Source organism: Achromobacter sp. 18P8.1.1 (assembly GCF_057799415.1).
Genome location: NZ_JBYOKH010000041.1, coordinates 12075 through 37803, shown reverse-complemented (window position 1 = coordinate 37803; position 25729 = coordinate 12075). Strand labels below are relative to the sequence as shown.

The 25729-nt window shown below is 62.9% G+C and carries 27 protein-coding genes; 18 read left to right on the top strand and 9 right to left on the bottom strand.

Annotated elements, in window-relative coordinates:
- Positions 1–13: 13 nt before the first annotated feature.
- Both AC27VE_RS22575 and AC27VE_RS22570 read left to right on the top strand, forming a co-directional pair.
- The gene (locus AC27VE_RS22575) at positions 14–982 is read left to right on the top strand and encodes a Bug family tripartite tricarboxylate transporter substrate binding protein (RefSeq protein ID WP_488705024.1); all 969 of its coding nucleotides are present in this window, start codon (positions 14–16) and stop codon (positions 980–982) included.
- 103 nt (positions 983–1085) lie between these two features.
- A complete protein-coding gene (locus AC27VE_RS22570; protein ID WP_488705033.1) occupies positions 1086–2042 on the top strand; it encodes a 2-hydroxyacid dehydrogenase in 957 nt (318 codons plus the stop codon).
- Positions 2043–2080: 38 nt separating this feature from the next.
- Here the strand turns inward: AC27VE_RS22570 and AC27VE_RS22565 are convergent, their stop codons facing one another.
- A complete protein-coding gene (locus AC27VE_RS22565) occupies positions 2081–2836 on the bottom strand; it encodes an SDR family NAD(P)-dependent oxidoreductase (protein WP_280028704.1) in 756 nt (251 codons plus the stop codon).
- Between the two features lie 296 nt (positions 2837–3132).
- Between AC27VE_RS22565 and AC27VE_RS22560 the strand changes: the two genes are divergently transcribed.
- Positions 3133–4026, top strand: a complete 894-nt coding sequence (locus AC27VE_RS22560) for an AraC family transcriptional regulator (protein WP_488705023.1) — start codon at positions 3133–3135, stop codon at positions 4024–4026.
- A 39-nt stretch (positions 4027–4065) separates the two neighbouring features.
- On the opposite strand, the gene AC27VE_RS22555 is transcribed toward AC27VE_RS22560, so the two are convergent.
- Positions 4066–4896, bottom strand: a complete 831-nt coding sequence (locus tag AC27VE_RS22555; protein WP_280028700.1) for a helix-turn-helix transcriptional regulator — start codon at positions 4894–4896, stop codon at positions 4066–4068.
- Positions 4897–4992: 96 nt separating this feature from the next.
- Between AC27VE_RS22555 and AC27VE_RS22550 the strand changes: the two genes are divergently transcribed.
- Positions 4993–5898 (top strand): SDR family oxidoreductase, encoded by a 906-nt coding sequence (locus AC27VE_RS22550; RefSeq protein ID WP_488705022.1) that lies wholly within the window; start codon positions 4993–4995, stop codon positions 5896–5898.
- 109 nt (positions 5899–6007) lie between these two features.
- Here AC27VE_RS22550 and AC27VE_RS22545 read toward each other — a convergent pair whose 3' ends face one another.
- From AC27VE_RS22545 to radA, 3 genes are all read right to left on the bottom strand, one after another.
- Complete coding sequence (locus tag AC27VE_RS22545) at positions 6008–6247, bottom strand: hypothetical protein (RefSeq protein WP_006225441.1); 240 nt, start codon at positions 6245–6247, stop codon at positions 6008–6010.
- 165 nt (positions 6248–6412) lie between these two features.
- A complete protein-coding gene (locus AC27VE_RS22540) occupies positions 6413–7192 on the bottom strand; it encodes a sulfite exporter TauE/SafE family protein (protein ID WP_488705021.1) in 780 nt (259 codons plus the stop codon).
- A gap of 94 nt (positions 7193–7286) precedes the next feature.
- Positions 7287–8648: a DNA repair protein RadA gene (gene radA / locus AC27VE_RS22535; RefSeq protein WP_088589994.1), complete on the bottom strand. Its 1362-nt coding sequence runs from the start codon at positions 8646–8648 to the stop codon at positions 7287–7289.
- A gap of 428 nt (positions 8649–9076) precedes the next feature.
- On the opposite strand from radA, the gene AC27VE_RS22530 reads away from it, so the two are divergent.
- Together AC27VE_RS22530 and hpaR are read left to right on the top strand one after the other, a co-directional pair.
- Positions 9077–9715, top strand: coding sequence for a hypothetical protein (locus AC27VE_RS22530; RefSeq protein WP_280028694.1), 639 nt, complete (start codon positions 9077–9079; stop codon positions 9713–9715).
- Between the two features lie 119 nt (positions 9716–9834).
- Entirely contained in the window at positions 9835–10299 is a 465-nt protein-coding gene (gene hpaR / locus AC27VE_RS22525) for a homoprotocatechuate degradation operon regulator HpaR (protein WP_088589992.1), read from the top strand.
- A 1-nt stretch (position 10300) separates the two neighbouring features.
- Here the strand turns inward: hpaR and hpaD are convergent, their stop codons facing one another.
- On the bottom strand, positions 10301–11152 hold the full coding sequence (gene hpaD, locus AC27VE_RS22520) for a 3,4-dihydroxyphenylacetate 2,3-dioxygenase (RefSeq protein WP_488705020.1): 852 nt from the start codon (positions 11150–11152) through the stop codon (positions 10301–10303).
- A gap of 26 nt (positions 11153–11178) precedes the next feature.
- The gene (gene hpaE / locus AC27VE_RS22515) at positions 11179–12645 is read right to left on the bottom strand and encodes a 5-carboxymethyl-2-hydroxymuconate semialdehyde dehydrogenase (protein ID WP_488705019.1); all 1467 of its coding nucleotides are present in this window, start codon (positions 12643–12645) and stop codon (positions 11179–11181) included.
- A 200-nt stretch (positions 12646–12845) separates the two neighbouring features.
- On the opposite strand from hpaE, the gene AC27VE_RS22510 reads away from it, so the two are divergent.
- The 4 genes from AC27VE_RS22510 to hpaI are packed head-to-tail and all read left to right on the top strand — an operon-like array spanning position 12846 to position 16293.
- Entirely contained in the window at positions 12846–13898 is a 1053-nt protein-coding gene (locus AC27VE_RS22510; RefSeq protein WP_488705018.1) for a fumarylacetoacetate hydrolase family protein, read from the top strand.
- A gap of 9 nt (positions 13899–13907) precedes the next feature.
- Positions 13908–14657 carry a fumarylacetoacetate hydrolase family protein gene (locus AC27VE_RS22505; protein WP_488705017.1) on the top strand — a complete coding sequence of 250 codons (750 nt, stop codon included), beginning with the start codon at positions 13908–13910 and terminating at the stop codon, positions 14655–14657.
- A 16-nt stretch (positions 14658–14673) separates the two neighbouring features.
- Positions 14674–15477, top strand: a complete 804-nt coding sequence (gene hpaH / locus AC27VE_RS22500) for a 2-oxo-hept-4-ene-1,7-dioate hydratase (protein ID WP_315139373.1) — start codon at positions 14674–14676, stop codon at positions 15475–15477.
- Between the two features lie 15 nt (positions 15478–15492).
- Positions 15493–16293 carry a 4-hydroxy-2-oxoheptanedioate aldolase gene (gene hpaI / locus AC27VE_RS22495; protein WP_280028687.1) on the top strand — a complete coding sequence of 267 codons (801 nt, stop codon included), beginning with the start codon at positions 15493–15495 and terminating at the stop codon, positions 16291–16293.
- A gap of 33 nt (positions 16294–16326) precedes the next feature.
- On the opposite strand, the gene AC27VE_RS22490 is transcribed toward hpaI, so the two are convergent.
- Entirely contained in the window at positions 16327–16962 is a 636-nt protein-coding gene (locus AC27VE_RS22490) for a response regulator transcription factor (RefSeq protein ID WP_006225429.1), read from the bottom strand.
- A gap of 378 nt (positions 16963–17340) precedes the next feature.
- Here AC27VE_RS22490 and AC27VE_RS22485 point away from each other — a divergent pair, with 378 nt between their 5' ends.
- The 8 genes from AC27VE_RS22485 (at position 17341) to AC27VE_RS22450 (ending at position 24767) form a co-directional block, all read left to right on the top strand.
- The gene (locus AC27VE_RS22485) at positions 17341–17901 is read left to right on the top strand and encodes a fimbrial protein (RefSeq protein WP_427960981.1); all 561 of its coding nucleotides are present in this window, start codon (positions 17341–17343) and stop codon (positions 17899–17901) included.
- A 223-nt stretch (positions 17902–18124) separates the two neighbouring features.
- A complete protein-coding gene (locus AC27VE_RS22480) occupies positions 18125–18301 on the top strand; it encodes a hypothetical protein (RefSeq protein WP_427960978.1) in 177 nt (58 codons plus the stop codon).
- 66 nt (positions 18302–18367) lie between these two features.
- Positions 18368–20812, top strand: a complete 2445-nt coding sequence (locus tag AC27VE_RS22475) for an outer membrane usher protein (RefSeq protein ID WP_488705016.1) — start codon at positions 18368–18370, stop codon at positions 20810–20812.
- 64 nt (positions 20813–20876) lie between these two features.
- A complete protein-coding gene (locus AC27VE_RS22470) occupies positions 20877–21632 on the top strand; it encodes a fimbria/pilus periplasmic chaperone (protein WP_488705015.1) in 756 nt (251 codons plus the stop codon).
- Between the two features lie 139 nt (positions 21633–21771).
- Complete coding sequence (locus AC27VE_RS22465) at positions 21772–22326, top strand: fimbrial protein (protein ID WP_427961354.1); 555 nt, start codon at positions 21772–21774, stop codon at positions 22324–22326.
- Entirely contained in the window at positions 22323–22853 is a 531-nt protein-coding gene (locus tag AC27VE_RS22460) for a fimbrial protein (RefSeq protein WP_488705014.1), read from the top strand. Before AC27VE_RS22465 ends, AC27VE_RS22460 begins: the two co-directional genes overlap by 4 nt.
- Before the next feature lie 9 nt (positions 22854–22862).
- Positions 22863–23417, top strand: a complete 555-nt coding sequence (locus AC27VE_RS22455) for a fimbrial protein (RefSeq protein ID WP_488705013.1) — start codon at positions 22863–22865, stop codon at positions 23415–23417.
- A 114-nt stretch (positions 23418–23531) separates the two neighbouring features.
- Positions 23532–24767: an EAL domain-containing response regulator gene (locus AC27VE_RS22450; RefSeq protein ID WP_488705012.1), complete on the top strand. Its 1236-nt coding sequence runs from the start codon at positions 23532–23534 to the stop codon at positions 24765–24767.
- Here AC27VE_RS22450 and AC27VE_RS22445 read toward each other — a convergent pair.
- Positions 24730–25578: an MrpH family fimbial adhesin gene (locus AC27VE_RS22445; RefSeq protein WP_488705011.1), complete on the bottom strand. Its 849-nt coding sequence runs from the start codon at positions 25576–25578 to the stop codon at positions 24730–24732. The genes AC27VE_RS22450 and AC27VE_RS22445 overlap by 38 nt on opposite strands.
- Positions 25579–25729: the final 151 nt, after the last annotated feature.

The window sequence follows — 25729 nt, the reverse complement described above, 5'->3', positions numbered from 1 at the left end:
ACCAGGAGACAACATGAATAAACTGATCTGCGCTTTCGCGGCGGGCGCCGTCATGCTTGGCGGGCCGGCGGTCCAGGCCGCCGGCTACCCCGAAAAACCCGTCACCATGATCGTGCCCTTCGTGCCGGGCGGCTCGTCCGACATCACCGCGCGCTCGGTTACGCCAGCGCTATCGAAGCTGCTGGGACAGACCTTCGTGGTCGAGAACAAGCCCGGCGCCAACAGCGCCATCGGCGCGCAGGCCCTGGCACGCAGCACGCCCGACGGCTACACCATGATGGTCGGCTCGATCGGCACCTTCGCCATCAACGAAGCGCTCTACAAAAACCTCTCGTACAACCCCAGCAAGGACTTCGAATACCTGACCCAGGCCGTGCGCAATCCCAACGTGCTGGTCGCCGCCACCTCCTTTCCCGCCGGCAGCGTCGCCGAACTGGTCGACTATGCGAAGAAGCACCCCGGCAGCGTCTCCTACGCGTCGTCGGGCACGGGCTCTTCGGACCACCTGTCCGCCGTGCTGTTTCGCCAGCGTACGGACAGCACGGGCGTGGACGTGCCCTACAAGGGCGGCGGGGCCGCGATCGCGGACCTGATCGGCGGTCAGGTCAATGTGTCGTTCCAGAACCTGGGCGCCGTGCAGAACCATATCAAGGCAGGCAAGCTGAAGGCCCTGGCCATCACGGGCGATGCGCGCACGCCCGAACTGCCCGACGTGCCCACGCTGACCGAGGCCGGCATCAAGGACATGGTGGTGTATTCGTGGCAAGGCTTCGCCGTGCCCAAGGGGACCCCGCCCGCGGTGGTGCAGCAATTGTCCAAGGCCCTGCAGACCGCATTGCGCGACCCGAAGACGGAACAGACGCTGCAAGGCCTGGGCTTTGAAGTCGTGGCTAATACGCCGCAGCAGTTCACCGCGTTCCAGCAAGGCGAGGTCAAGCGGTGGAAGGACGTCATCCAGAAGGCCAACATCCACCTGGAATAGCCGGCGGGGCACGCACCAGGGGATGCCCGCGGGCATCCCCTCAGCCGATTTCAAGGCCGAATCAAGTAGCATGACCGTTTTCGCCACCCACCCGTACGACAACATGACCACTAAGCATCGCATCATCCAGGTCGGCTCGCTGGCCGGCTCCCCCTCCGCCAACAAGAACCTAGCCGACCGGTACGACGTGGTAGAGCTGTGGAAATTCCCCGACCGCAAGGCCGCACTGGCCGAACACGGCAAGGGCATCACCGCGGTCGTCACGTCCGCCAACTTCGGCGCCAATGCCGAACTCATCAACGCGCTGCCCGACCTGAAGGCGATCTGCAGCTGGGGCGTGGGCTACGAGACCATCGACGTCGAGGCGGCGCACAAGCGTGGCGTGCAGGTCAGCAATACGCCCGACGTGTTGACGGACTGCGTGGCGGACCTGGCCTGGGGCCTCTTGATCGCCGGCGCCCGCCGCATGGGCCAGGGTGAACGGTTCGTGCGCGCCGGCCAATGGGGCCAGGTGCACGGCAGCATCCCGCTGGGCCTGCGCGTCAGCGGCAAGAAGCTGGGCATCGTGGGCCTGGGCCGGATCGGCGAGGCCATCGCCAAGCGCGGCACCGGGTTCGACATGGAGGTGCGCTATCACAACCGCCGCAAACGCGATGACATCGACTACGGCTACGAGGTCTCACTGGTAGACCTGGCCAAATGGGCCGATTTCCTGATCGTGGCCACCGTGGGCGGCCCCAGCACGCGCCATCTGGTCAACCAGCCGGTCCTGGAAGCGCTGGGCCCCAAGGGCATCATCGTCAACATCGCGCGCGGTCCGGTCATTGATGAAACCGCGCTGGTCGCCGCGTTGGAAGCCGGCAAGCTGGGCTGCGCCGCGCTGGACGTGTTCGAACACGAACCCAAGGTGCCGGAAGCCCTGACCAAGAGCGACAACGCCGTCGTCCTGCCGCACATCGGCAGCGCCACGCTGGAGACGCGCCTGGCCATGGAGAACCTGATGCTGGAGAACCTGCAGGCCTACTTCGACACAGGCCGCGTGATCACGCCGGTGGAATAAGCGCACCCTGCGCCGCGTCGGCGCAGAAATCGGAGAGGTCAGATAACCTGACCGCCCGAGACTTCGATGCGCTGACCGGTGATCCAGCGGTTGTCCGGTCCCAGCAGGCTGGCGATCATCGGACCGATGTCATCGGGCACACCCACCCGTCCCAGCGCGGTCATGTCGGCGAACTGCTTGTTGAGTTCGGGCATATCGCGCACCGCACCGCCCAGGAAATCGGTTTCGATCGCGCCAGGGGCCACGGTATTAACGGTGATGCCGCGGCTGCCAAGTTCCTTGGCCATGCACACGCTGAGAATCTCGACTGCACCTTTGGCCGTGGCATAGGCCGAGAAACCGGGGTAGGTCACGCGGGTCAGTCCCGTGGACAGGTTGACGATGCGGCCACCATCCGCGAGCAAGGGCAGCAGCGCTTGGGTGAGGAAGAAGACGCCTTTGACGTGAACGTTGATCAGCGCATCGAACTGCGCCACGGTCGTCTCGGCAAAGGCCGCCATCTCGCCGTGGCCGGCGTTGTTGACCAAGTGGTCGAACGTATCGCACCCCCAGACGTCTTTCAGCGCAGCGGCGACGTTTTGGGTGAAGCGTGCGAACGTCGATACGTCGTTGGCGTCCAACTGCAGGGCGACGGCCTTGCGTCCCAAGGCTTCGATCTGGCTGACGACCTTGCGGGCATCGGCTTCGCCGCTGCGGTAGGTCAGAATGACGTCGCCGCCGTGGCTGGCGATGCTCAATGCGGTATTGCGACCGAGGCCACGGCTGGCGCCGGTGACTAACGAAATAGTGGACATATAGTGCTCCGGTAAGGTGGTGTCGATATGACAGGAACAGTATCTGGCCGAGTCCTCCTCGGTGGTTGCTGGTTCCTCCGGCCTTGTTGCCTATTCCTCTGGACCAAATAAGGCCCAATTTGCGCCCGAAACAATCACCACCACGCTCGGCGGAATGGCGCGCTCAATGCCGAAAGCCCTGATACCCCGAGCGGTCTATCTGGATAGGTACCGAGAGTTGCCGAAACCTCGGAGATTATTGCCTGATCCTCTGTCATCCGATTGCGCATCCGCCCGACCAGGGCTACGCTCCATGAATGGCTGAAACTCTGCTCACCGCCGTCCGCCGCTATGCGGACTTCCACACCAACGCGCAAGGCATCGCGAGCACTCCAATCACGGGGTTAACGACGATTCGCGCCGATACGCCCAGCGAACTGCAATACGCCATCTCACGCCCGCTGATCGCGCTCGTAGTGCAAGGCAGCAAGCGCGTGATGATGGGCAACCGCACGTTTGATTTCGGCGCAGGCGACTCCCTGCTCATCACCGCGGATGTGCCCACGGTCAGCCAGATCACACGGGGCAACGCGAGCGAGCCGTACTACTCGCTGGTTTTTGATTTAGACCCTGCCGTGATCGAGGAACTTGCGCTTGAGATGGATATTGCACAGGAGGAAACTGGCGCTCCGGTACGGGTCGAACCCACCGAAGCTGAGGTTGCCGACGCCGCACTACGCTTGATGCGCCTGCTCGACCGCCCGGTGGCGATGCCGCTCCTGAAGGCGCAAGTGATCCGGGAAATGCACTTCTGGCTTCTTGCCGGCCGCCATGGCCCAGCGATCCGCAATCTGGGCATCGTTGAAGGCAGCGCCCAGCGTGTCGCTCGTGCCGTAGCTATCATTCGGTCCGAGTACGCGCAGCAGCTGCGCGTCGAGCGCCTGGCCGAGGCGGCGGGCATGAGTCCATCTACGTTTCACCAGCACTTCCGCGCCGTCACCACGCTGTCGCCCCTACAGTTCCAGAAGCAACTGCGGCTGATCGAAGCACGACGGATGATGTCGTCAGAGGGCGCGTCGGCCAGCATGGCTGCTTATGCCGTGGGCTACCAGAGCGTGCCGCAGTTCACACGCGAGTATGGTCGTATGTTCGGAGCTTCGCCGGTGCGCGATATCAAGGTCTCCAAGACAAAGGTCTACGCTTCGGCATGAACTTGAGCATGAGGCGGTAAGTGCCGCGGCGGCGCGCGTTCAAGCAGTGCGCGCGGCGATGAGCGACCGGATGCGCTCGGCGTCCGCCTCCGTTGTGGGGTTATAGACAACCATACCGAGCTCCGGACGGCCATCGACAGCAAAGGCGGAGAATTCCAGTTCCAGCAGGCCGAGGTCCGGGTGTCGCAGGCGCTTCAGTCCTTCGCCATGCGCCACCACGTCATTGTCCCGCCACATCCTCTCGAAATCTGGGCTGATCTGCGACAGCTCATCGACAAGGCGCGTGATCTCTTCACTGGCGCCCGCCCGTGCCGCGTCGGCTCTGAAGGCGCCGACAACAAAACGCGCGACGCTCTCCCAATCGTCCTGAACTGATCGCACGTGTGCGCTTCCGAACATGAGCCGAAGGATGTTGCGTTGTTCGCGCGGCAGCTCGGAATAGTCCTTCAGCACCGCCGCCGCAGCGCGGTTCCAGGCGATGACATCCCACGTGGCGGTCTTGATGAACGCAGGACTGACTTCGAGCGCATCGAGGACCCGCTGGAGCCTGGGCGTTACACCGTCGACCACCTTATAGCGGACCTCGGGTGGGTGGCCAAGCCCGAGCATAAACAGATGCTCGCGCTCAGGCTCGGTCAACATCATGCCGGTGGCAATCCGATCCAGCACGGCTGCCGAGGGAGCGCCGCCGCGGCCCTGCTCGAGCCACGTGTACCAGGTCGTACTGATATTGGCTCGCTGCGCGACCTCCTCCCGGCGCAATCCCGGGGTACGCCGGCGACCGGCGGGGATCCCAAAGCTAGCCGGATCAAGCCGGGTGCGGCGATCGCGAAGATACGTTCCCAGCGAATTCGCAGAAGCGACTGGCATGGTTATTCTGTTGATATTTATACTACGATAAGATCACTACTTTAACAGTTTAATTTTGCGCGCAAGACTACGGGCTGAACCACTCGGAGGTATTTCATGCGCGTATTTCTGACCGGTGCAACCGGCTTCATCGGCTCCCGAATCGTTGGAGAACTCATCGGGGCTGGCCATCAGGTGCTCGGCCTCACCCGTTCGGATGCGGGCGCGCACTGGCTGAAGAAGGCCGGCGCGGATGTCCATTACGGCGATCTGGAGCATCCCGACAGTATCGCGACGGGCGCCTCCCAGGCCGACGCCGTGATCCACACCGCCTTCGACCACGACTTCTCCCGCTTCGTCGCAAACGTCGAGAAAGATCGCCGGGTCATCCAGGCGATAGGCGCTGTGCTCATTGGCTCTGACCGGCCCTTTCTCATCACATCGGGCACCGGCATGGGCAACCGCGGCCCCGGCCTGCCCGCGCTCGAGAACAGCTTCGACCGCGACAACCCGAACCCGCGCAAGATGTCCGAACTGACTGGGGAGGAATGGGCGAAGCAAGGCGTCAGCGTGGCGGCAGTCCGGCTCCCCCAAGTGCATGACACGGAAAAGCAGGGCCTCGTCTCGCCACTCATCCAGATCGCCAAGGCCAAGGGCATCTCGGCCTACGTCGGCGACGGCGCCAATCGCTGGCCGGCCGGCCACGTGACTGACGTGGCGCGGCTTTATCGCCTGGCGCTGGAGCAGCACCGGTCGGGAGCGCGATGGCATGCCGTCGCCGAGGAAGGCATCACGATGCGGAAGATCGCAGAAATGATCGGCGCCGGACTCGGCGTCCCCGTCGTGTCGATCACGTCGGCAGAGGCTGCTGGACATTTCGGTCCGTTTGGCCACTTCGTCGGGATCGACATGCCTGCCTCAAGCACTCTTACGCGCGAACAACTCGGCTGGGAGCCAACCGGGCCCGGGTTGATCGAAGACCTGCAGAATATGGGTCCAATTTCGGTACTAACGTCAGGGTGAAACAAAAAAGCCTCTCGGTGCCCATACCGAGAGGCTTTCGACTTTCCGGTCCCGCGGGATCGGCAGTCTTCCTGCAAAGGAACTACTTTCGGGCTTTACAGCCCCCTGCTTACTTCGCCGGCGTCGTGGCGCCGGAATGGTCCATCTTCGATGCTGTGCCCGATTTGGCGGCCGCCGGTTTGGCGGACGTCTTGTCAGACTTGTGATGCTTGTGCTGCGCCTGGGTCTTGGTTTCGCCCGCCTTGGCAGAAGCGTCGGCGCCTGCCGCGAACGCCGAAGGCGCAGCAGCAAGACCGAGGCATAACGCCGAGGTGGACAAGAACGCAGCGATACGGGAGTGAGTCGTCATTTCATGAACTCCTGAATGTAAGGGCCGAAGCCCTTTCCGACACGGGGCGGCAACATCGCCGCTTACCCCGTACTCCGTTTGAAGGCCGGCCCTGCAGAAGGTTCACCGCGGAACCACAAAATTTCGGACGCTAACGTTTGCTAATACGCACCGTAAGCGCCGCACTCACGCCTCGAATGCCAGCAGCCCGACCGTGGCGAACAGCATCAGTGCAAAGCAGATTCTCAGCTTGCGTTCAGGAAGCCGGTACGCAAGCTTCACGCCGACAGGCACGAAGAGCAGGCTGCCGACGGCTAGCGGCAAACCGACCATCCAATCCGCCTGGCCCGCCCACGCGTACGTGATCAGTGCGATGGTTGAACCGGGGATCACCATGCTCAACGCCAAGGCCTGTGCGGTGGTTTGCGGCAAACGGAAAACCGATGTGATGATCGGCACGGCCAACACCGCGCCGCCCACGCCGAAGAAGCCGCCCAACGTCCCGCACAGGATACCCAGCGCAATGGCGCGGCGCGGGGTAAAGGTGGGCGCCGGGCCCTTGTCGGCCCGCTGACGCCGGGTCGCGGGGCGTGCGGCGCGCCAAGTCTGCCAGACGTAGAACAAGGCGATGAAAAACAGGAACACCGCAAAGCTCTGGCGCAGGATGCTGGAGTCGATGCCCAGCGCCAGCCGCGCACCCACCCAGGTGAAGACCACGGCGCCTGCGGCCCCTGCGGCGGCCACGCGCTTGTCGATGCGGGTTTGCTGGTTGTACTTGCGCACGGCCATCGTGATGGCGGGCAACACCATGATCAGCGCCGTGCCTTGGGCCAGTTGCTGCGACATTCCCATCAGCAGCACCAGCGCGGGAATGGCGATGAGTCCGCCCCCGATGCCCAGCACGCCGCCCATGAAACCGATCAGGCCACCCGCGGCCAGGCACGCGGCGATAACAAACAGACTCACGTCTTGCTCCAGCAGACCCGGCCTTGTCCAGGATGGGCGATTCAATAAAAGGAAGTTCAACAGGCCCCGGTCCGGCACCCGCCGGCCCAAGGCATCAACGCAACTTGTCCAGCGCGGCGTCCAACCGGTCCACCGCCCAGATCTCCAGTCCTTCGATGGGCTGGCGGGGCGCGTTAGCCTTGGGGATCAACGCAATGGAAAAGCCCAGCTTGGCCGCTTCGCGCAAACGCTCCTGGCCACGCGGCGCAGGCCGGATTTCGCCCGCCAGGCCCACTTCACCGAACGCGATGAGGCCGCGCGGCAGCGGCTTGTCGCGAAGTGACGACATGATGGCCAGCAGCACGGGCAAGTCGGCCGCCGGCTCGGTAATGCGCACGCCGCCCACCGCATTGACGAACACGTCCTGGTCGAAGGTCGTGACGCCGGCATGCCGGTGCAGTACCGCCAGCAGCATGGCCAGGCGGTTGCCCTCCAGGCCGACCGTCAGCCGGCGCGGGTTGGGCGCGTGGGAACTGTCGACCAGTGCCTGGATCTCGACCAGCAGCGGCCGCGTGCCCTCTTGCGTGGCCATCACGCAAGAACCCGCGACCTGCTGCTCGTGCTGCGACAGGAACAGCGCCGATGGATTGGCCACGCCGCGCAAGCCGCGATCGGTCATCGCGAACACGCCCAGTTCGTTGACCGCGCCGAAGCGGTTCTTGAACGCCCGCACCAGCCGGAACGACGAATGCGTGTCGCCCTCGAAATACAGCACCGTGTCCACGATGTGCTCCAGCACGCGCGGGCCCGCCAGCGCGCCGTCCTTCGTGACGTGGCCGATCATGACGATGGCGATGCCCGTCTGTTTGGCCAGCCGCGTCAATTGGGCCGCGCATTCGCGCACCTGCGACACCGAGCCCGGCGCCGCGCTGAGTTCGCCGCTATACAGGGTCTGGATCGAATCGATCACGGCGACCGTCGGCTTCTGCTCGGATACGGCAGCCTGGATGGCCTCCAGCCGGATCTCGGCCAGGAGGTTGACGTTGCCCGTCTGCAAGTCCAGCCGGCGGGCGCGCAGCGCGACCTGTTCGGCGGACTCCTCGCCGGTAACGTACAGCACGCTCGTGGTCTGCGACATCGACGCCAACGCCTGCAGCAGCAGCGTGGACTTGCCGATGCCCGGATCGCCGCCGATCAGCACCACGGCGCCAGCCACCAGGCCGCCGCCCAGCACACGATCGAATTCGTCCAGCCCGGTGGGCTGGCGCGGTGTTTCGCGGGCTTCGATTTCAGACAGGCTGCGCACGGGGCTGGCCGAGGCCAGCGGCGCGTAGCGGTGCGCCGACGCGGCGGGCGACGACGATTCCACTGTTTCTTCCAGCGTGTTCCAGGCGTTGCAATGCGGGCATTTGCCCTGCCACTTCGGGGTGGTGCCGCCGCAGTCGGCGCACACGTATACGGTTCGGGATTTGGCCATGCGCGAAAGTGTACCGGCAACCTGTCGTTCCAGCGCGCGGGCCGCACATCAAAACGCCCCTCTTGCCGAGCCCTTTGCGCCGTCCCGGTGCGTGAATCTGTCATTTCGCTTTCACTAACAGGGACAGTCTCAAGTTACATCATGCAAATAGAAGAAATTCCCTGCCGGAATTCCACAAATCGCGCATAATCAACGGGTGCAGCGCATTGTCGAACCGTCCCGTCAGGACGGCATACCCGGCGCCAAACGCCCTACACGGGCGCAGCAACGGGAATCGCGGCGCAATCGCCCTGCGGTCTTTGCCTAGGCCGCATAAACCGGAACAAGACCCTAGCCACGACGAGACCGCCGGACCACCGGCGCGGCGCCCAGCAAAGGTCAAACGCGGATACGTCCAGCCACCGGGCGTAGGCGCGAGGAGTACGCGCATGAGCATTACCTATCGCCCCCCTTTCGATGAAGACGATGAACGGGATCTGCGCGCCCTGTACCGTAAGCCCAGACCCGGGACCAGTCCCGAACTTGACGCGGCGGTGCGCCGTACCTGGCATCCTGGCCACAGCTGGCATCCCGGCTGGGCCGCGGCCGCTTGCGCCGCCATGGTGGCCGGGCTATTCGCCTGGACCGACATGCGCGAAAGCGCCGACATGCAGGAAGTGACCGCGCAACTGGCGGCTCCCCACGAAGTCGGCACCAGCGCCGAACGCTCGCCGGCACCGGCCCCTGCTGCGCTGGCCGAAGCCCTGACCGGCAAGCAAGCTGCACCCGTCACCACCCAGCGCGTGGTGGCATCCCCGACCGACACGGCCGCAAGCCAACCTCAGGCGGCCCCCGCGGCCCCGGAAACCGCTGCTGCCGAAACGGCGCAGCAAGGCGACGCCACGGCCACGGAAGTCGTGGCGTTCAGCGAACAGGACGTCGAGGCCCGCGTGGCTCACATTCGCGCATTGGTCCAGGACGACCAGCAGGACGAAGCCGTCGCGGCGCTGCGTGAATTGCAGCAAGGCGCGCCTGACCTGACCCTGCCGGACGACCTGCAAGAACTGGCGCAGCAAAACCCGGCCTGACCCCCAGCCCTGTCCCCGACATCGGCCCCGCCCCACGCGGCGCCGATGGCGGTGTGGCGCGCACGACGCACGCAAATATTTGGTCAAAAAATGGATGGCTTCTTGCTAACATAGCCGCCATGAGTCCGAGCTTCCACCACCGCAATCTCCCCCATCTGCTGCTTTACGCGCGCGAAACCCTGATGGCGCATTTCCGTCCCGTGCTGCATGCGGCGGGCGTCACCGAACAACAATGGCGGGTGCTGCGTACCTTGAGTGAAGTCGGCTCGATGGAACCCAATCAGATCGCCCGCAGTTGCCAGATCCTCAGCCCCAGCCTGACCCGCATGCTGGCCGGCATGGAAGAACAAGGCCTGATCAAGCGCGTGCGCTCCAGCGCCGACCAGCGGCGCCAGGAAATATCTCTGACCCCCAAAAGCAACAAGCTGATCGACCGCATGCGCCCGCAGGTGGATGCGAAGTACCAAGAGATCGAAAGCAAGATCGGCAAGGAACTGCTGGACCGCCTGTACCGCGACGTCGACGCCATGGTCGACCTGATCAAGCGTGACGCGCCGGCATCGCGCGACGCCGACGAAGCGTGACTCAGGCCGGCACCGGGAAGATCGCGTTGATCTGCCCCGTGCCGGAACTGGTGAAGTAATCGGTGACGATCTCCACCGGCTTGTCGTAACTGTCCCACCCCAATAGTCCCAGCAGCATGGCCGTGTCGTGCATGCCGCCTTCGCCGACGCAGTGCTCGGCGTAGTCGGGCAGCATCGCGCAGAACGTTTTCCAATCCCCTTGGCGCCATAGCTCGACCACCCGCAAGTCCACCTGGCGGTGGAACTCGCGGCTGATCTGGTGCATGGCGGCCTCAGGGCTGCCGTTGTCGTTGAAGCGATGCGACAGCGATCCGCTGGCCAGCACGGCGACGCGGCTGTCGCTGGCCTCGATGGCCTGGCGCAGCGCCGCGCCGAATCGACGGCTTTCGTCCAGCGCATGCCATGCGCACCAGGCGGCCACCGACACTACGTTGAAGCGGCCGTCGCCATTCATGTACCGCATCGGCACCAATGTGCCGTATTCCAGCTCCAGGCTGTCGATCTCGTGCGAACGCGTGCCCACGCCCGCCGCATTGGCGCATTCGGCGATGCGCCGCCCCAGTTCGGGATTGCCGCGGTAGGCGTAATCCATGTCCTTGATGAAATGCGGCAGCTCGTTGCTGGTATAGCGCCCCTTGAAACGCCCGTTGGCGTTCACGTGATAACCCGCATTGACCAGCCAATGCACGTCCAGCACCACGATCGTGTCCACATCCAGGTCGCGGCACCGCTTGCCGATGATGCGATGCCCTTCAATGGCGGCCTCGCGGCAACCGTGGTGCTTGCCGGGAAGTTCCGACAGATACATCGACGGCACATGCGTCACCTTGGCCGCCAGCGCGAGCTTACCCATGATGGTTGTCTCCTGATTCCCGAGGCTTAAACGCCCCATTTGGGGATGTGGTGGCCGCCCAGCGACACGCACACGTTCTTGATTTCGGCGAATACCTCGTAGCTGTATTCGCCGCCTTCCCGCCCCGTGCCCGATTCCTTCGTGCCCCCGAACGGCTGGCGCAAGTCGCGTACGTTCTGGCTGTTGATGAACACCATGCCTGCTTCGATACCGCGCGCCAAACGGTGCGCGCGGCCGATGTCGCTCGTCCAGATATAGGACGCCAGCCCGTATTTCACGTCGTTCGCCAGCGCCAGGCCCTCCGCCTCGTCCTTGAACGGGATCAGGCAGGCGACCGGGCCGAAGATCTCTTCCTGCGCGCAACGCATGCGGTTGTCGACGTCGGCCAGCACGGTCGGACGCACGAAATTTCCCTGTGCCAGGTGCGCGGGCAAACCGGCGGGCTTGCCTGCGCCGCCCGCCAGGATGCGGGCGCCTTCCCGTTCGGCCAGATCAATGTAGCCTGTCACCTTTTCCCAGTGCTGTCGCGTGATCATCGCACCCACATGCGTAGCGTCGTCGCCCGGGTCGCCAACCACCAGCCGTTCGGCGCGCGCCGCGAACTTGCGCACGAAATCGTCGTAGATGCTTTGCTGCACGAAGATGCGAGAGCCCGCGGTGCATCGTTCGCCATTCAACGAAAAAATGGTGAACAGTGCGGCATCCAGTGCACGCTCCACGTCGGCATCGTCGAAGATCAGGACGGGCGACTTGCCGCCCAGTTCCATCGAGTATTTCTTGATGCCGCCGGCGCCAGCCAGGATCTTTTTGCCCGTGACGGTGCCGCCCGTGAACGAGATCGCGCGCACGCCGGGGTGCCGCACCAGCGCGTCGCCCGCCGTGGCGCCGTAACCCTGCACCACGTTCAGCACGCCCGCCGGGATGCCAGCCTCCAGGGCCAGCCTGCCCAACTGGTCGGCCGTCAATGGCGACAGTTCCGACATCTTCAGCACGGCGGTATTGCCCAGCGCCAGGCACGGCGCTGTCTTCCAGGTGGCGGTCATGAACGGCACGTTCCAGGGCGACACCAGTGCGCACACGCCGACCGGCTGGTACAGCGTGTAGTTCAGCATCTGATCGTCCACCGGGTACGTGTGGCCATTCATCCGCGTGCAGACTTCCGCGAAGAACGTGAAGTTCTCGGAAGCGCGCGGAATCAGTTGCTTGCGCGTCTGCGAGATCGGCAGACCGGTATCGCGCGTCTCCAGGTCGGCCAGCATCGGCACGTTCTGGTCGATCAGTTCGCCCAGGCGGCGCATCAGGCGGGCACGTTCCTTGGCAGGCGTGTTCGCCCATTTGGGGAAAGCATCGGCCGCGGCGGACACGGCGGCATCGATCTCGGCCTGGCCGCCCGCGGCGACCTCGTCTATCGCATCGCCAGTGGCCGGGTTATAGGTGACGAAGCGGTCTGCGCTGTCGACCTGCCCGCCATTGATCCAATGTTTGATGCTCACGTGCGCTCCTCCTGCATGGGGGCGGCTCAATCTCGCCCGCGTTTTTAATTAACACGTTAACATTATGCCGGCCGCCGGGCGCTGTCAACGCCGGGAAATCCCGATCCGACCTGTCTGGCCAGACACGTTCCGGGCGTTGCCGGCCCTGACCTTTTTTACTATGATACTTAACATGATAACGATATGGTGAGCGAGACAACATGCCCCACATCTGGATTGAGTACTCCGGCAACCTGGACCTGGACACGCGCACGCTGATGCGCACCGTGCAGGACGCCGCCGTTGGCGACGGCACTCTGTTCCCGCTGGCGGGCGCCCGGACGCGAGCGCTGCGCGTGGACGACTGCCTGATCGTCGATGGCCATCCGGACAACGCCTTTGTCCACGTGGTGCTTCGCATCGGGCACGGACGTAGTGACGTGCAGAAGGCCGCGCTGGGTGAGCGGGTGTTCCAGGTCCTGTCCGCCGCGTTGGCGCCGCTCATGGCCGCCCGCCCGCTGGGCATCTCGATGCAGATCGAAGAGGCCGACCCCGTGCTGAACTACAAGGTGAACAACTACCGCGATTACCTGGCCGCACGCGCCGCCGAAGCCGCCGCCGCATTGGCGGCCCCGCCCCGCACGGTAGTGGGCGCCGCGCTGAACACGCGCCAGGCGTTGCAGGCGTTGGGGGACACCATGGACTCCCCGCCGTACAAGGCCGCGCCCAAGGCGCCGGTGCTCTACATCAAGCCCGCCAACACGTATGCGCAAGACGGCGACGTCATCACGCTGCCGGCCGACGTCGACGAGGTCGAAGTGGGCGCCTGCCTGGGCGTGGTGTTCTCGCGCCGCGCCACCCAGGTAAGCGAGGCGGAAGCGTTGGCCTACGTGGCGGGCTATCGCGTCGTGGCCGACCTTTCCGTCCCGCACGCCAGCTACTTCCGGCCTGCCCTCAAGCAGAAATGCCGCGACGGCTTCTGCCCCATCGGCCGCGATCTTGCGCCCGCGGCATCCGTGCCCGACCCCGACGCGCTGGAAATCGAAGTCCATGTGGACGGCGTCCTGGCGCAGCGCGCCAGCACCGCAGATCTGGTCCGCCCGGTGGCGCGGCTAATCGCCGACGTCACGCAATTCATGAGCTTTGACGCCGGCGACATGCTGCTGGTCGGCGCCCCTTACGAAGCCCCGCGCGTCAGGGCCGGGCAGCGCTACGACATCCGCATCTTGCACGTCGGCACGCTGGGCAACCGGCTGGCCGCCGCCACCGCCTGAGGATTCACCATGAAACACGCACGCATTGTTTACGAAGGTGCCATCCACGCGGCGACCGAGGCGGGTCCGGGCCAGGTCCGTCTGGCCGACGGCCGCGTCCTGGCCGAAGAAGCCGTGTCCTGGCTACCCCCCATCGAACCCCGCACCACGTTCACGCTGGCCATCAACTATGCGGACCATGCCAAGGAACTGGCGTTCAAGGCGCCGGAGGAACCGCTGGGCTTCCTGAAGGCCGCCAACACCTTCGTCGGGCACCGTGCGCGAACCCTGCGCCCCGCTGACGTCGCCTACATGCACTATGAATGCGAGTTGGCGGTGGTCATCGGCAAGACGGCCCGCGGCGTCACGCGGGGCGAGGCCTACGACTATGTGGCCGGCTATACGGTGGCCAACGACTACGCGCTGCGCGACTACCTGGAGAATTGGTACCGCCCCAACCTGCGCGTCAAAAGCCGCGACACCTGCACGCCACTGGGCCCTTGGCTGGTCGACCGTGACGACGTCCCCAACCCCATGAACCTGAACCTGCGCACCACCGTCAACGGCGTCGAGACCCAGCGCGGCAACACGCGCGACATGGTGTTCGACGTGCCCGCGTTGATCGAATACTTCAGCGGCTTCATGACCCTGTCGCCCGGCGACCTGATCCTGACGGGCACCCCCGACGGCATCGTCAATGTCATGCCCGGCGACGAGGTCGTGACCGAAATCGACGGCGTTGGACGACTCGTCAACACGCTGGCTCCCTTCCCTTCCTGATCCCTTCGGACACCCGATGCTAGACACCCAAACCGTGCGCGCCATTGCCGCTCGCCTGCACGACGCTGAACGCACCCGTACGCAGATCCGCCAGATCTCCCTGGAACATCCCGGCATCGGCATTGCCGACGCCTACGCCATCCAGCGCGCGTGGATGGACATCAAGCTGGCTGAAGGCCGCGTCAAACGCGGCCACAAGATCGGCCTGACCTCACGCGCTATGCAGCAGGCGTCTCAGATCGACGAGCCCGATTTCGGCATGCTGCTGGACGACATGTTCTTCGAGGACGGCAGCAATATCCCGGCCGACCGATTCATCCTGCCCCGCCTGGAAGTCGAACTGGCCTTCGTGCTGGGCAAGCGCCTCGAAGGGCCGAACGTGACGCTGTTCCAGGTGTATGACGCCGTCGACTACGTGATTCCCGCGCTGGAGATCATCGACGCGCGTTCGCACGGCATCGACCCCGACACCAAGCGCCCGCGCAAGGTGTTCGACACCATCGCCGACAACGCCGCCAACGCAGGCGTCGTCATGGGCGGACGGCCCGTGAAGATCGGCGACATGGACCTGCGCTGGATCGGCGCCATCCTCTCGCGCAACGCCGTCATCGAGGAAACCGGCGTGGCCGCCGGCGTCTTGAATCACCCCGCCAATGGCGTAGTATGGCTGGCTAACAAACTGGCCGCCCACGACGTCGCGCTTGCGGCCGGAGAGATCATCCTGTCGGGGTCGTTTACCCGGCCGGTAGCCGCCCGGCCCGGCGACACGTTCAGTGTCGATTACGGCGTGCTGGGTTCCGTCAACTGTCATTTCATCTAACACGGCATGCAGTCCATGGACATCCTCACCAACACCTTCAAGCAAGCCTTGCGCGACCGTAAACCCCAGATCGGCCTGTGGGCCGGCCTGGCCAGCGCCTATACCTCCGAGATCGTCGCCGGCGCCGGTTTCGACTGGCTGTTGATCGACGGCGAACACGCCCCCAACACCTTGCAGACGACGCTGTCGCAGCTGCAATCGGTGGCCGCGTACCCGGTGGCGCCGGTCGTGCGCCCGGCCTGGAACGACTCGGTGCAGATCAAGCAGATCCTGGACACGGGCGCACAGACCTTGCTTGTTCCGATGATCCAGTCCGCCGAGGAAGCCGCGGCGGCTGTGGCTGCGGTGCGCTACCCGCCCGCCGGCATCCGCGGCGTGGGCAGCGCGCTGGCGCGTTCCTCGCGCTGGAACCGTATCCCCAACTACCTGGAACGCGCCAACGACCAGATGTGCGTGCTGGTGCAGATCGAAACGCCGGCCGGCATTGACGCGCTGGACGAGATCCTGGCGGTAGACGGCGTGGACGGCGCCTTCATCGGCCCGGCCGACCTCTCGGCTGGCATGGGTTATCTGGGCCAGCCGGAACACCCCGAGGTCCTGAAGACGATCGACGAGGCCATCACCCGCATCGTGCGCTCCGGCAAAGCCGCCGGCATCCTGCACAGCGGCGTGGCGCAGGCCAAGCACTACCTGGCCCTGGGCGCGACCTTCGTGGCCGTGGGCGTGGACGCCGTGCTGCTGGCCCGCGCGGCCGAAAAGCTGGCGGGTGAATTCAAGGACGCAAAACCGGTGCAAACCGGCACGGGCCCCTACTAAGCCCGCGTGTCGACCTGGCGCCTGAGCCCCCCCTCAGGCGCCTTCCCCATCCCCCAGAAGCGCATTGCGCTTCGCGAAATCGGCAAGCTCCAGCACCGACGTCATGCCCAGCTTTTGCTGCAAACGCGTCTTGTAGGTGCTGACCGTCTTGTTGCTCAGCAGCAGCAAATCGCCGATCTCCTTGTTCGACCGCCCCTGCGCAAGATATTGCAGCACGGTCATCTCGCGGTCCGACAAGCTCTTGATCATCGCCCCTTCGGACAGTTGCCCATGTTCGGGGGCTACCGCCGTTGACGGGAACACGCTGTACCCCGCCATCACGGCCTTGATCGCGCTGACCAGTTTGTTCAGATCTTCGTCTTTGCAGACGAACCCCTTGGCGCCCGCCTGCATGCACCGATGGCAAAACGCTTCGGACGACAGCGAGGTGAGCACCAGGATATGGCTACGCGGATCGATGCCACGCATCCGGGCGATCACGCTCAGGCCATCCAGCTTCGGAATGCCGATGTCCAGGATCACCACATCAGGCGACTGGTCCCGAAACATCTGTACGGCATCAATACCATTGCCGACCTCGCCAACTACCCGAAAGCCATTCGTCTCCAACAGCATGCGCACGGCAAGGCGTAGCACCGGATGGTCGTCAACGATTAAGACTGTGTTCATGTCGGGATGGGCCTATCTCAAGAAGAAACCTCCGGCAATCGGCAAAACCGAACGCGTCGCACGCAGCGGTGCATCTGAGGACGAGGAATTTTAGTGCAAAGAAGACGGCGCAAGCCGCAGGGCCGGCCGCAAAAGGGGGCGGATTATTTCAATGTTTGCGTTTCCGCGCATGACTCGACATGCCAACGGCCGCTTAGGAAATTTCCTACATAACGCTGCTACGCATCCTATTTCTCACGAACGTCCCAATTCCTACACTGCTTTCAGCTTCAACACGAGGTGATTCCAACAAACGCTCGCCGCCCTTTGTGGCTCCCCGGGGCGGCGAACTCGGAACACCCGGCTCGAAAGCTGCAACCACTATCCAAGGACATTGTGATGAAAAAAAATCAGTTGGCTCGCCTGATCGCATCGATTGCATTCGGCACGGCTTGCACCGCCGCCTTCGCCGCAGACAAACCTAACGGTGAAATTCGTTTTGAAGGCTCGATCGTCGAAGCGCCTTGCTCGATCGCCAGCGACTCCGTCAATCAAACCGTCCGTATGGACCAAATCGCCAGTGCCGAACTCAAGGGTGGCAAAAAGTCCACGCCCAAGTCGTTCAAGATCAACCTGCTTGGTTGCGACCTGACAGACGTCAAGAACAGCGTCACCGCAACGTTCCAGACCAGCACACCGTCCGACGCCTATGACGGTCTGGTCGCCATCCAGGGCGCAGCCCGGGGCGCCAGCCTGGGCATCGCTGACGGCCGCGGCGAACTGATCAAATTGGGCCACGAATCGTCCGCCACGAAGATCTCCACCGCCACGCCTTCGATGGAATTCCAGGCGTTCCTGCAAGGCGAGCAGGAAGATGACGGCCAGCAAGGCAAGAAGGACGCCACCCTCGTTCCGGGCGAATTCTACGCCGCGGTGAACTTCACGCTGACCTACAAGTAACCCGCAAGCAGCAGAACCTGGAGCTGTGCCGAAGGCCGGCTCCAGCCTTCATTAGGAGGCGGCGAGAGCATCGTCCGAAAGGCCTTCCGGATCTACATCGAGGACTGCGCCCGCACCCAGACCGCTGGCAGTGGTGCGAAAGGCTCCCCGTCATTCGCCATCACTTTCGAAGGAGACAGCGAGAGCCATCTCTTTCTGGCAAAAGGCACAGCGAGGCATCGCCATGCGTCTGCATGACAGCAACGGCACTGTGATTTTGCCGGGCGCGTCACGCCGCGAATACCTGTCGCCGTCCGGTGACACGACGTTGAGCTATTTGCTCAGCCTGCAAGGCACCGGTCAAGCACTGAAGGCCGGCAACTATCAAATAACCGTCCGGCTGAGGATGCACTATTTCTGAGCCATTTGGATCGGATTCTTCAAGATACCTCCAGAGGCCAAAGAAGTGATTTATCGCAAGGGTTTGATGAGCACCGCCCTATGCCTGGCGGCCACCCTCTCGCAGGCCTCCGACGAGGTCCAGTTCAACATGGATGTGCTGGATCTGAAAGACCGGCAGAACATCGACCTGAGCCTGTTCTCCCGCGCGAACTACATCATGCCTGGCGCCTACAACCTGACGTTGCATCTAAACCAGCAGCGGCTATCCGACACCCTCATCCATTTCCTCGCCCCGCCCGATGATCCGCGCGGCAGCTTTGCATGCCTGGCGCCCGAACACGTCGCCGAACTCGGCTTGCGCCAGGGCACGATCGACAAGCTGGCGTGGTGGAACGACGGCGCCTGCCTGGATACCGGCAGCATACCCGGCATGCAGGTCAACACCAGCCTGGGCCAGGCGGCGATCTATGTGACCCTGCCGCAAGCCGATCTGGAATACACCGCGCCTAACTGGGACCCGCCTTCCCGATGGGACGACGGCATTGCGGGCGCCGTGCTGGACTACAACCTGAACGCGCAAACCACTCGGCGCTCCCGTGAAGGCGACCGCAGCACCTATCTCAGCGGCAACGGCACGACAGGCTTGAACATCGGAGCCTGGCGTCTGCGCGCGGATTGGCAGGCCGAGGCCGAACGCGGCTCGGGCCGGCCATCAAAGCAGCGGTTCGACTGGAGCCGCTTTTATGCCATGCGCGCCATTCCCGGGTGGAAATCCAGCCTGATCGTCGGGGAAGACTATCTGAACTCCAACCTGTTCGGGGGCTTTCGCTATACGGGCGCCAGCCTCTCCACCAACGACAGCATGCTGCCGCCGAACCTGCGCGGCTACGCGCCTGAAATCACGGGCGTGGCGCGCAGCAACGCCCGCGTGGTGGTACGGCAACAAGGCCGTGTCCTGTACGAGACCCAGGTGCCTCCGGGTCCGTTCCGCATCCAGGACCTCAATGACGCCGTCAGCGGCAACCTGGATGTCAGCGTTGAAGAGCAAGATGGCAGCCATCAGAATTTCCGGGTCGCAACTGCCAGCATCCCTTACCTGTCGCGGCCAGGAAGCGTGCGCTTCAATCTGGCGACCGGCAAGCCTTCCGAATGGAACCACCGCTTGCAAGGCCCCGTATTCGGAACGGGGGAGTTCTCCTGGGGCATAAGCAACGGCTGGTCGCTCTTTGGCGGTGCCCTCGGCGCGAAGGATTATGGCGCCGTCGCCCTTGGCGTGGGCCGCGACCTGCTGGCATTCGGCGCCGTGTCATTTGACGTCACGCAATCGCGCGCCGTGGTCGGCGGCGAACGCCGGGTACTGATGGGGAAGTCCTATCGGGTCAGTTACTCGAAGCGGTTTGACGAATACGACAGCCAGGTCACCTTTGCGGGCTACCGGTTTTCGCAGAAGAACTTCACCAGCCTGAATGACGTGCTCAATGCCCGATACGAGGGCAACCCGCTCAACCGCAGCAAAGAGATGTACACGATCTCGTTCAGCAAGCAATTCCGCGACCTGGGCACCAACGTGTACCTCAACTACAGCCATCAAAACTATTGGAATGGTCCGGTGAACAAGCGCTACAGCCTGTCTGCCTCGCGCTATTTCGACATTGGACGCTTGAAGAACCTGAGTGTTTCGGTGACGGGCTACAGCAATAAGGCCTACCACACGTTGGATAACGGCATGTACCTGTCGCTCAGCATTCCCTTCGGTGAAAAAGGTTCGCTCAGCTATAGCGCGTCGTCAAACCGCAGCGGCTCCACGCATGACGTGGGCTACTACAGCAGGCTTGACGATCGCAGCAACTACATGATCAGCGCAGGCCATGGCAACGGTGGCAATACCGCGCAAGGCTACCTGTCATACGACGGATCCTGGGCACGAACCGTGGTCAGCGCCAGCCATCAGGCAGGCGCCTACAGCTCAATGGGCTTGTCATTGGAGGGCGGCGCGACAGTGACCCCACGCGGCGCCGCCCTGCATCGCAGCGTCTCGCCCGGCGGAACCCGCCTGATGGTCGACACCCATGGCGTTGGCGGCGTTCCCGTGCGCGACAACGGCGTGGGCACCGAAACGAACTGGTTCGGTAAGGCCGTGATCACGGATGTCAACAGCTACTACCGCAACCAGGCCTCCATCGACCTGGACCACCTGCCCGACAACGTCGAAGCCTTGCGTTCGGTCACACAGGCCACGCTGACGGAAGGCGCCATCGGTTACCGCAGCCTGGAGGTCATCTCCGGTGAAAAGGGGATGATCGCCCTGCGGCTATCCGACGGCACGCCTGCGCCCTTCGGCGTCAGCGTGAAAAATCGCCGCGGCCAGGAAACCGGCATCGTCGGCGACGACGGGCAGGTCTACCTGAGCGGCATGCAAGCCGGCGAAGTCATGACCGTTGAGTGGGGCGGCAACAAGCCCTGCCTGTTCACCATTGCGGCCGAAGCGGATTCTCCTGCCCTGCGCCAAGCCTACGAGTGCGAGCCCTAGGCGCGCCCCGCTCGCTGGCACGCACCCACCCTGACAACCCTATCAACAAGCCCTGCCCTTCAACATGAAAACCAAGTTCATTTCCTCTCTCGCCCTGCTCTCATTGGTCACGCTGTTCACCGCGCAACACGCCACCGCCGCAGTTTCCCTGGATCGCACCCGCGTCGTATTCAATGGCCAGGACAAATCCGTCAGCTTGAGCATCAGCAACCAGAACGAACAGTTGCCGTACCTGGCGCAAGCCTGGATCGAAAACGAGCGCGACGAGAAGATCAGCTCACCCCTGGTGGTGGTGCCCCCTATCCAGCGCCTTGAGCCGGGCGGCAAGAGCCAGGTGAAGATTCAAGGGTTGCCGGAGCTGGCGCAATTGCCGCAAGACCGCGAATCGATCTTCTATTTCAATCTGCGGGAGGTTCCTCCGCGCAGCGACAAGGCAAACACCCTGCAAATCGCGCTGCAAACGCGCGTCAAACTCTTTTATCGGCCGGCGGCGCTCAGCAAGGCACCGATCGCCTCATCCACGCCGTGGCAAGAGCGCCTGACCTTGACGCGTCAAGGTGACAACTACGTCGTAAACAATCCCACGCCCTTCTACATCACGCTTATCGATGCCGCGGATCGCGTCAACGGCAAAACCCCGGACGCATTTGAACCCCTGATGCTCGCCCCTCAATCGCAAGCGCCTTTGAGTGTCGGCGTCAAGGTGCTGGGCGAAAAACCCGTCCTGACCTATGTCAATGACTACGGCGGACGGCCGCAGCTGCAGTTCCATTGCACGGGCGGCGAATGCGCGGCCAAGCCGGTAGAGGGGCGCCGCTGAACTCGCAGCCACACCCGCAGGGAAGGAACCATGAATCAGAAGCCAAGCAAGCGCAATGCAGCGCCCGCCATCCTGGTCGGCCTGTTGTTGGCGGCGAACCCAATCGTTGGGGGGACTGCAGACAACCTATATCTGACCTATGACTGACGTGACCGCCGCCCCTCGCATCCCGCATTCGGAGCGCCTTGGCAGCCCGCAGCGCGCAGGTCTGGCCTTGATCCTGATATTGGCCGCCCCCTCGCTGTCGTTGGCCCAAACCGCTATCGCCAAGAATCAAGTCCGCATTGAAATCTCCGGGACGATCCGAGCAAAAATACCCTGCATCATCAACAACAATAAGCCCATCGACATCCCGTTTGGCGATGTGCAGATTTCCAGAATCGACGGCAAGCAATACAAGATCACGCAGATCCGCTATACGCTCGACTGCCGGCGCGCCCTGTCCTACCCCCTCAATATGAAGATCTCTGGCGAGGGCGCCGGCTTCAACCCCAAACTGCTCGGCATTCCGGGCCAAAGCAGTCTAGGCATCGCCCTGAAGCGGAACACGACCAATCTCGCGCTGAACGATTGGTTTTCTTTGACTCCCGCCTCGCCTCCGAAACTGGAAGCCGTTCTGGTCGCGCATAGCGAAGGAACGATTACGGGTGGCGAGTTCAGTGCCTCGGCCACCCTGGTAGTGGACTATCAATGACATATCGTTTCCGACAACTGGCCCGAGCCCCCCTCGCCGGCGCGCTGTTGGCCGTCCTTGCGTCCGCAGGCAGCCATGCTGAACAGCCGAACATGAGATTCAGCGGCTACCTGGTGGCTCCCCCTCCCTGCACCGTCAGCGACAACGGCAGACGTATCGAGGTTGCATTCAAGCAGAACATCAATACCAGCAAGATCGACGGCGACAACTACAAACAGATCGTTCCCTACGAAATCGATTGCCCAGGCATGAATCGGCCGGGCATGACGTGGCGAATGAAGCTGACGGTCAGGGGCGCGGCCACAGAATTCGAAAAAGCCGCGGTGCAGTCTTCGGTGCCCGATCTCGGCATCAAGCTGATCCTGAACAACTACCCGGATTTTGTCTTGAATGTTGCTCAGGAAATCAAACTGGACGCCTCGCAATCCCCACCGACGCTGGAAGCCGTTCCCGTAAAGCTGGCCGGCTCGCGCCTGCCACTCAAAGAATTCACGGCATCGGCCCTGCTGATTGCCGAACTGTATTAGGAGACCACCATGCGCATGAAAAAGCAGGTCACCCGCAGCTTGAGCCTGCTGGCCGCAACCCTCTCCTGCATCGCCCCCGCGACCGGGGCTCAGCCTGCTGGCGACAATATGACCTTCTCGGGACGATTGGTTGCGGAAGCCTGCACGCTCAGCCCGGAAAGCGAAAAAGTGCGGCTGAACTTTCTGTCGGTACCCGACAGTGCCCTTTACGTGAATGGCCGGACTCCCGGGCGGCCCATCACGCTGCGTTTGCTGAACTGCGACATCTCGCAAGGCAACAACAGCTTGAGCATTCACTTCGAAGGACCGGAAAGCCCTAAGCAGCCAGGCTTTCTGGCGTTGGACAGCGACGGCATCGCCGGGGTTGCCATCGGCCTGGAGACGCCGCAAGGCAATCGCCTGCCCTTGAAAACGAAAAACGCCATTGGTCAGGTCACGGCAGGAACGAACAACATCGAGTTCATGGCTTATCTGCAGGGCGAAAAAGAAGCGCTTGAAAGTCATCAGATAGGCCGCGGCGAAATCAAGAATGCCACTCTGACCTTCACGCTCACCTATGACTGAGATGGACGCGATGATTTCGGAAGTTTCCTACTTTCTGCCCGGAATCTGCCCCTAGCCCCGACCCGCCGCCGTACTTAGCATGAGCGACCTTGTTCACGTTTACGTCGGCGTCAAATGAAGAACCTTAACGTCCTGGTCTTGCACGACCACCCCTTTTCGCGCATGGTCATCGTGACGGCGTTAAGAACGATGGTCGATGGCCGCATCTATGAAGCCTCAGAGGGCGCCACGGCCATCACCTTGTTGAAGGCTTGCGGAGGCATCGATGTCGCCATCTGCAAACTGCATCACGAAGGCCAGGATGGTCTGGCCTTCCTGCGTGAAGCCAGCAGACTTTCCTTGATCCATTCCGTAATCGCGAGCGGCGTGCCAGAAACCGCGCTGCGCGACAGCACCGCGGCGGCGATTGAATGCCTGAACCTGGAGTATCTGGGAGATCTGGGGGTGGCGTTGCAGCCGGCTCGACTGGCATCGCTGATGGCCAAGTTCCGACGAGGCAACCAGCGCCATGCGCCAGGCCACTATGCCCTGGCCTCGCAAGAAGACGTGCGACAAGGGTTGAAGAACGGCGAATTCAAGGCGTACTACCAGCCCATCGTGGATATCGACGGAAAAATCCTGCTGGCAGCCGAAGTACTGGCGCGTTGGCATCATCGTTCGCACGGCCTGCTCTCGCCCGCACATTTTTTGGCGACAATCGTGTCCAGTGGCTTGATTGACGATCTTTTCCAGACAATGTTCGAACAAGGTCTGGCGATGCAGGCGGACCTGCGCCGGCAAGGCGTGTCCACCATGCTTGCATTCAACTTGCACCCCATTCAACTGACGTCGTCCGCCCTTAGTGAGCGTATCGGGAAAATGCTTGCGCGGTATCAGGCGCCCGCCCAGGACATCATGTTGGAAATCACGGAAGACGCGATGGTCAGCACACCCGCCCATATTCTGGACAACTTTTTGAAGCTGCGCGACATGGGTTGCGGATTGTCCATGGATGACTTTGGCGCCGGGCACGCTTCGCTGGACCGTCTTTGCGCCCTGCCGTTCAATCAGATCAAACTGGACGCGACGTTCACGCGCAGCTTGAAGACCCAACCGCGCGCCGCGACGATCATCCGCAGCGTCGTCGAGATGTCCAAAGCGCTGCACGTGCCATTGGTGGTGGAAGGCGTTGAAACGTTAGCGCAGCAAACCCGATTGCGTGAACTCGGCTGCACGGTTGCGCAAGGGTATCTCTATGCGCGGCCCATGCCGACGGACCATTTCGTGGAATTCTGCAGGACGCACGTCGGGGATACGACGCCTCAAGGCGCAGCTAGTACGGCTCTACCATCAGCACGGCGCTACCCGTGAATTTCCCCAGCGTGACATCGGCAGGGATCTCCAGCTTGTCGCTCAGCTTCACGGTATTGATGCCATCTTGCAGGCGCAGTTGGCTGGAGATAGGGTTGTCATTGACGAACAGGCGGCTTTTCCCCCCATTACTTAACCTCACCACATCCTCGTCACCTGCACCACGACCTGAGACCAGACGCATCCGCACATACGTGGTGCCATAGCAACGAATCTTCAGCTGGGTGCTGGCGCTATGGCCATCCGCATCGGTATCGAAGATCTCGCCATGAATCAGCTCTGCAGGGCCCTGCATATCCATGATGCAGTTCGAATACACATAGCCGCAGCTTCCGTCGAAATTAGGACCGACGTAGAAAGGGCTGGTCACCACCCCTTGGTGGCGACTGGTGCGAATGATCACGCCCGAACAAACCTTGGAGCCTGCTGCGTTCGGGATCAGGACTTCACTGTTCCAGACAAAATACCGCCATCGGTCAGCCAAACTGGCGATTGTTTCGTTTTCCTCCGCCACCAGGCAAAACCAGGTGCAGTTAAGTGCAGGCACCTCAGCGTAGATGAGTGAAGGATCGCTGGCGAGCCAATGCGCGGGCTGCATGATGGAGTTGAAGGGCACTTTCCGATTGCCATCCTCGCCAACGATCTCTCGCTTGCCGATACTCGTCTTGATGTGCAACTTGCCTGATCCCGTTTCAATGAAGGATTCGGTGATTGCGACGGGGTAAAGGAATGCGTAAGCGTGGAAGGAGAGGCCTGCGCCGATCAGCGCAGCGAAGACCCGGATCAGCAAATTGCGAAAAAAAACGGACATGGTGGGGGTGGCAGGCGGTGGGTTGCGGATCCCCTAGATGCTACGCACCGGACGGGAGATAACCATCGGCAGCGATTGAACATCGTGTAGGAATTTTCCTAAGCTCCGCGCCACAGCGAGTATCGCCAGCAGGCTGGCATACCCCCCGCAG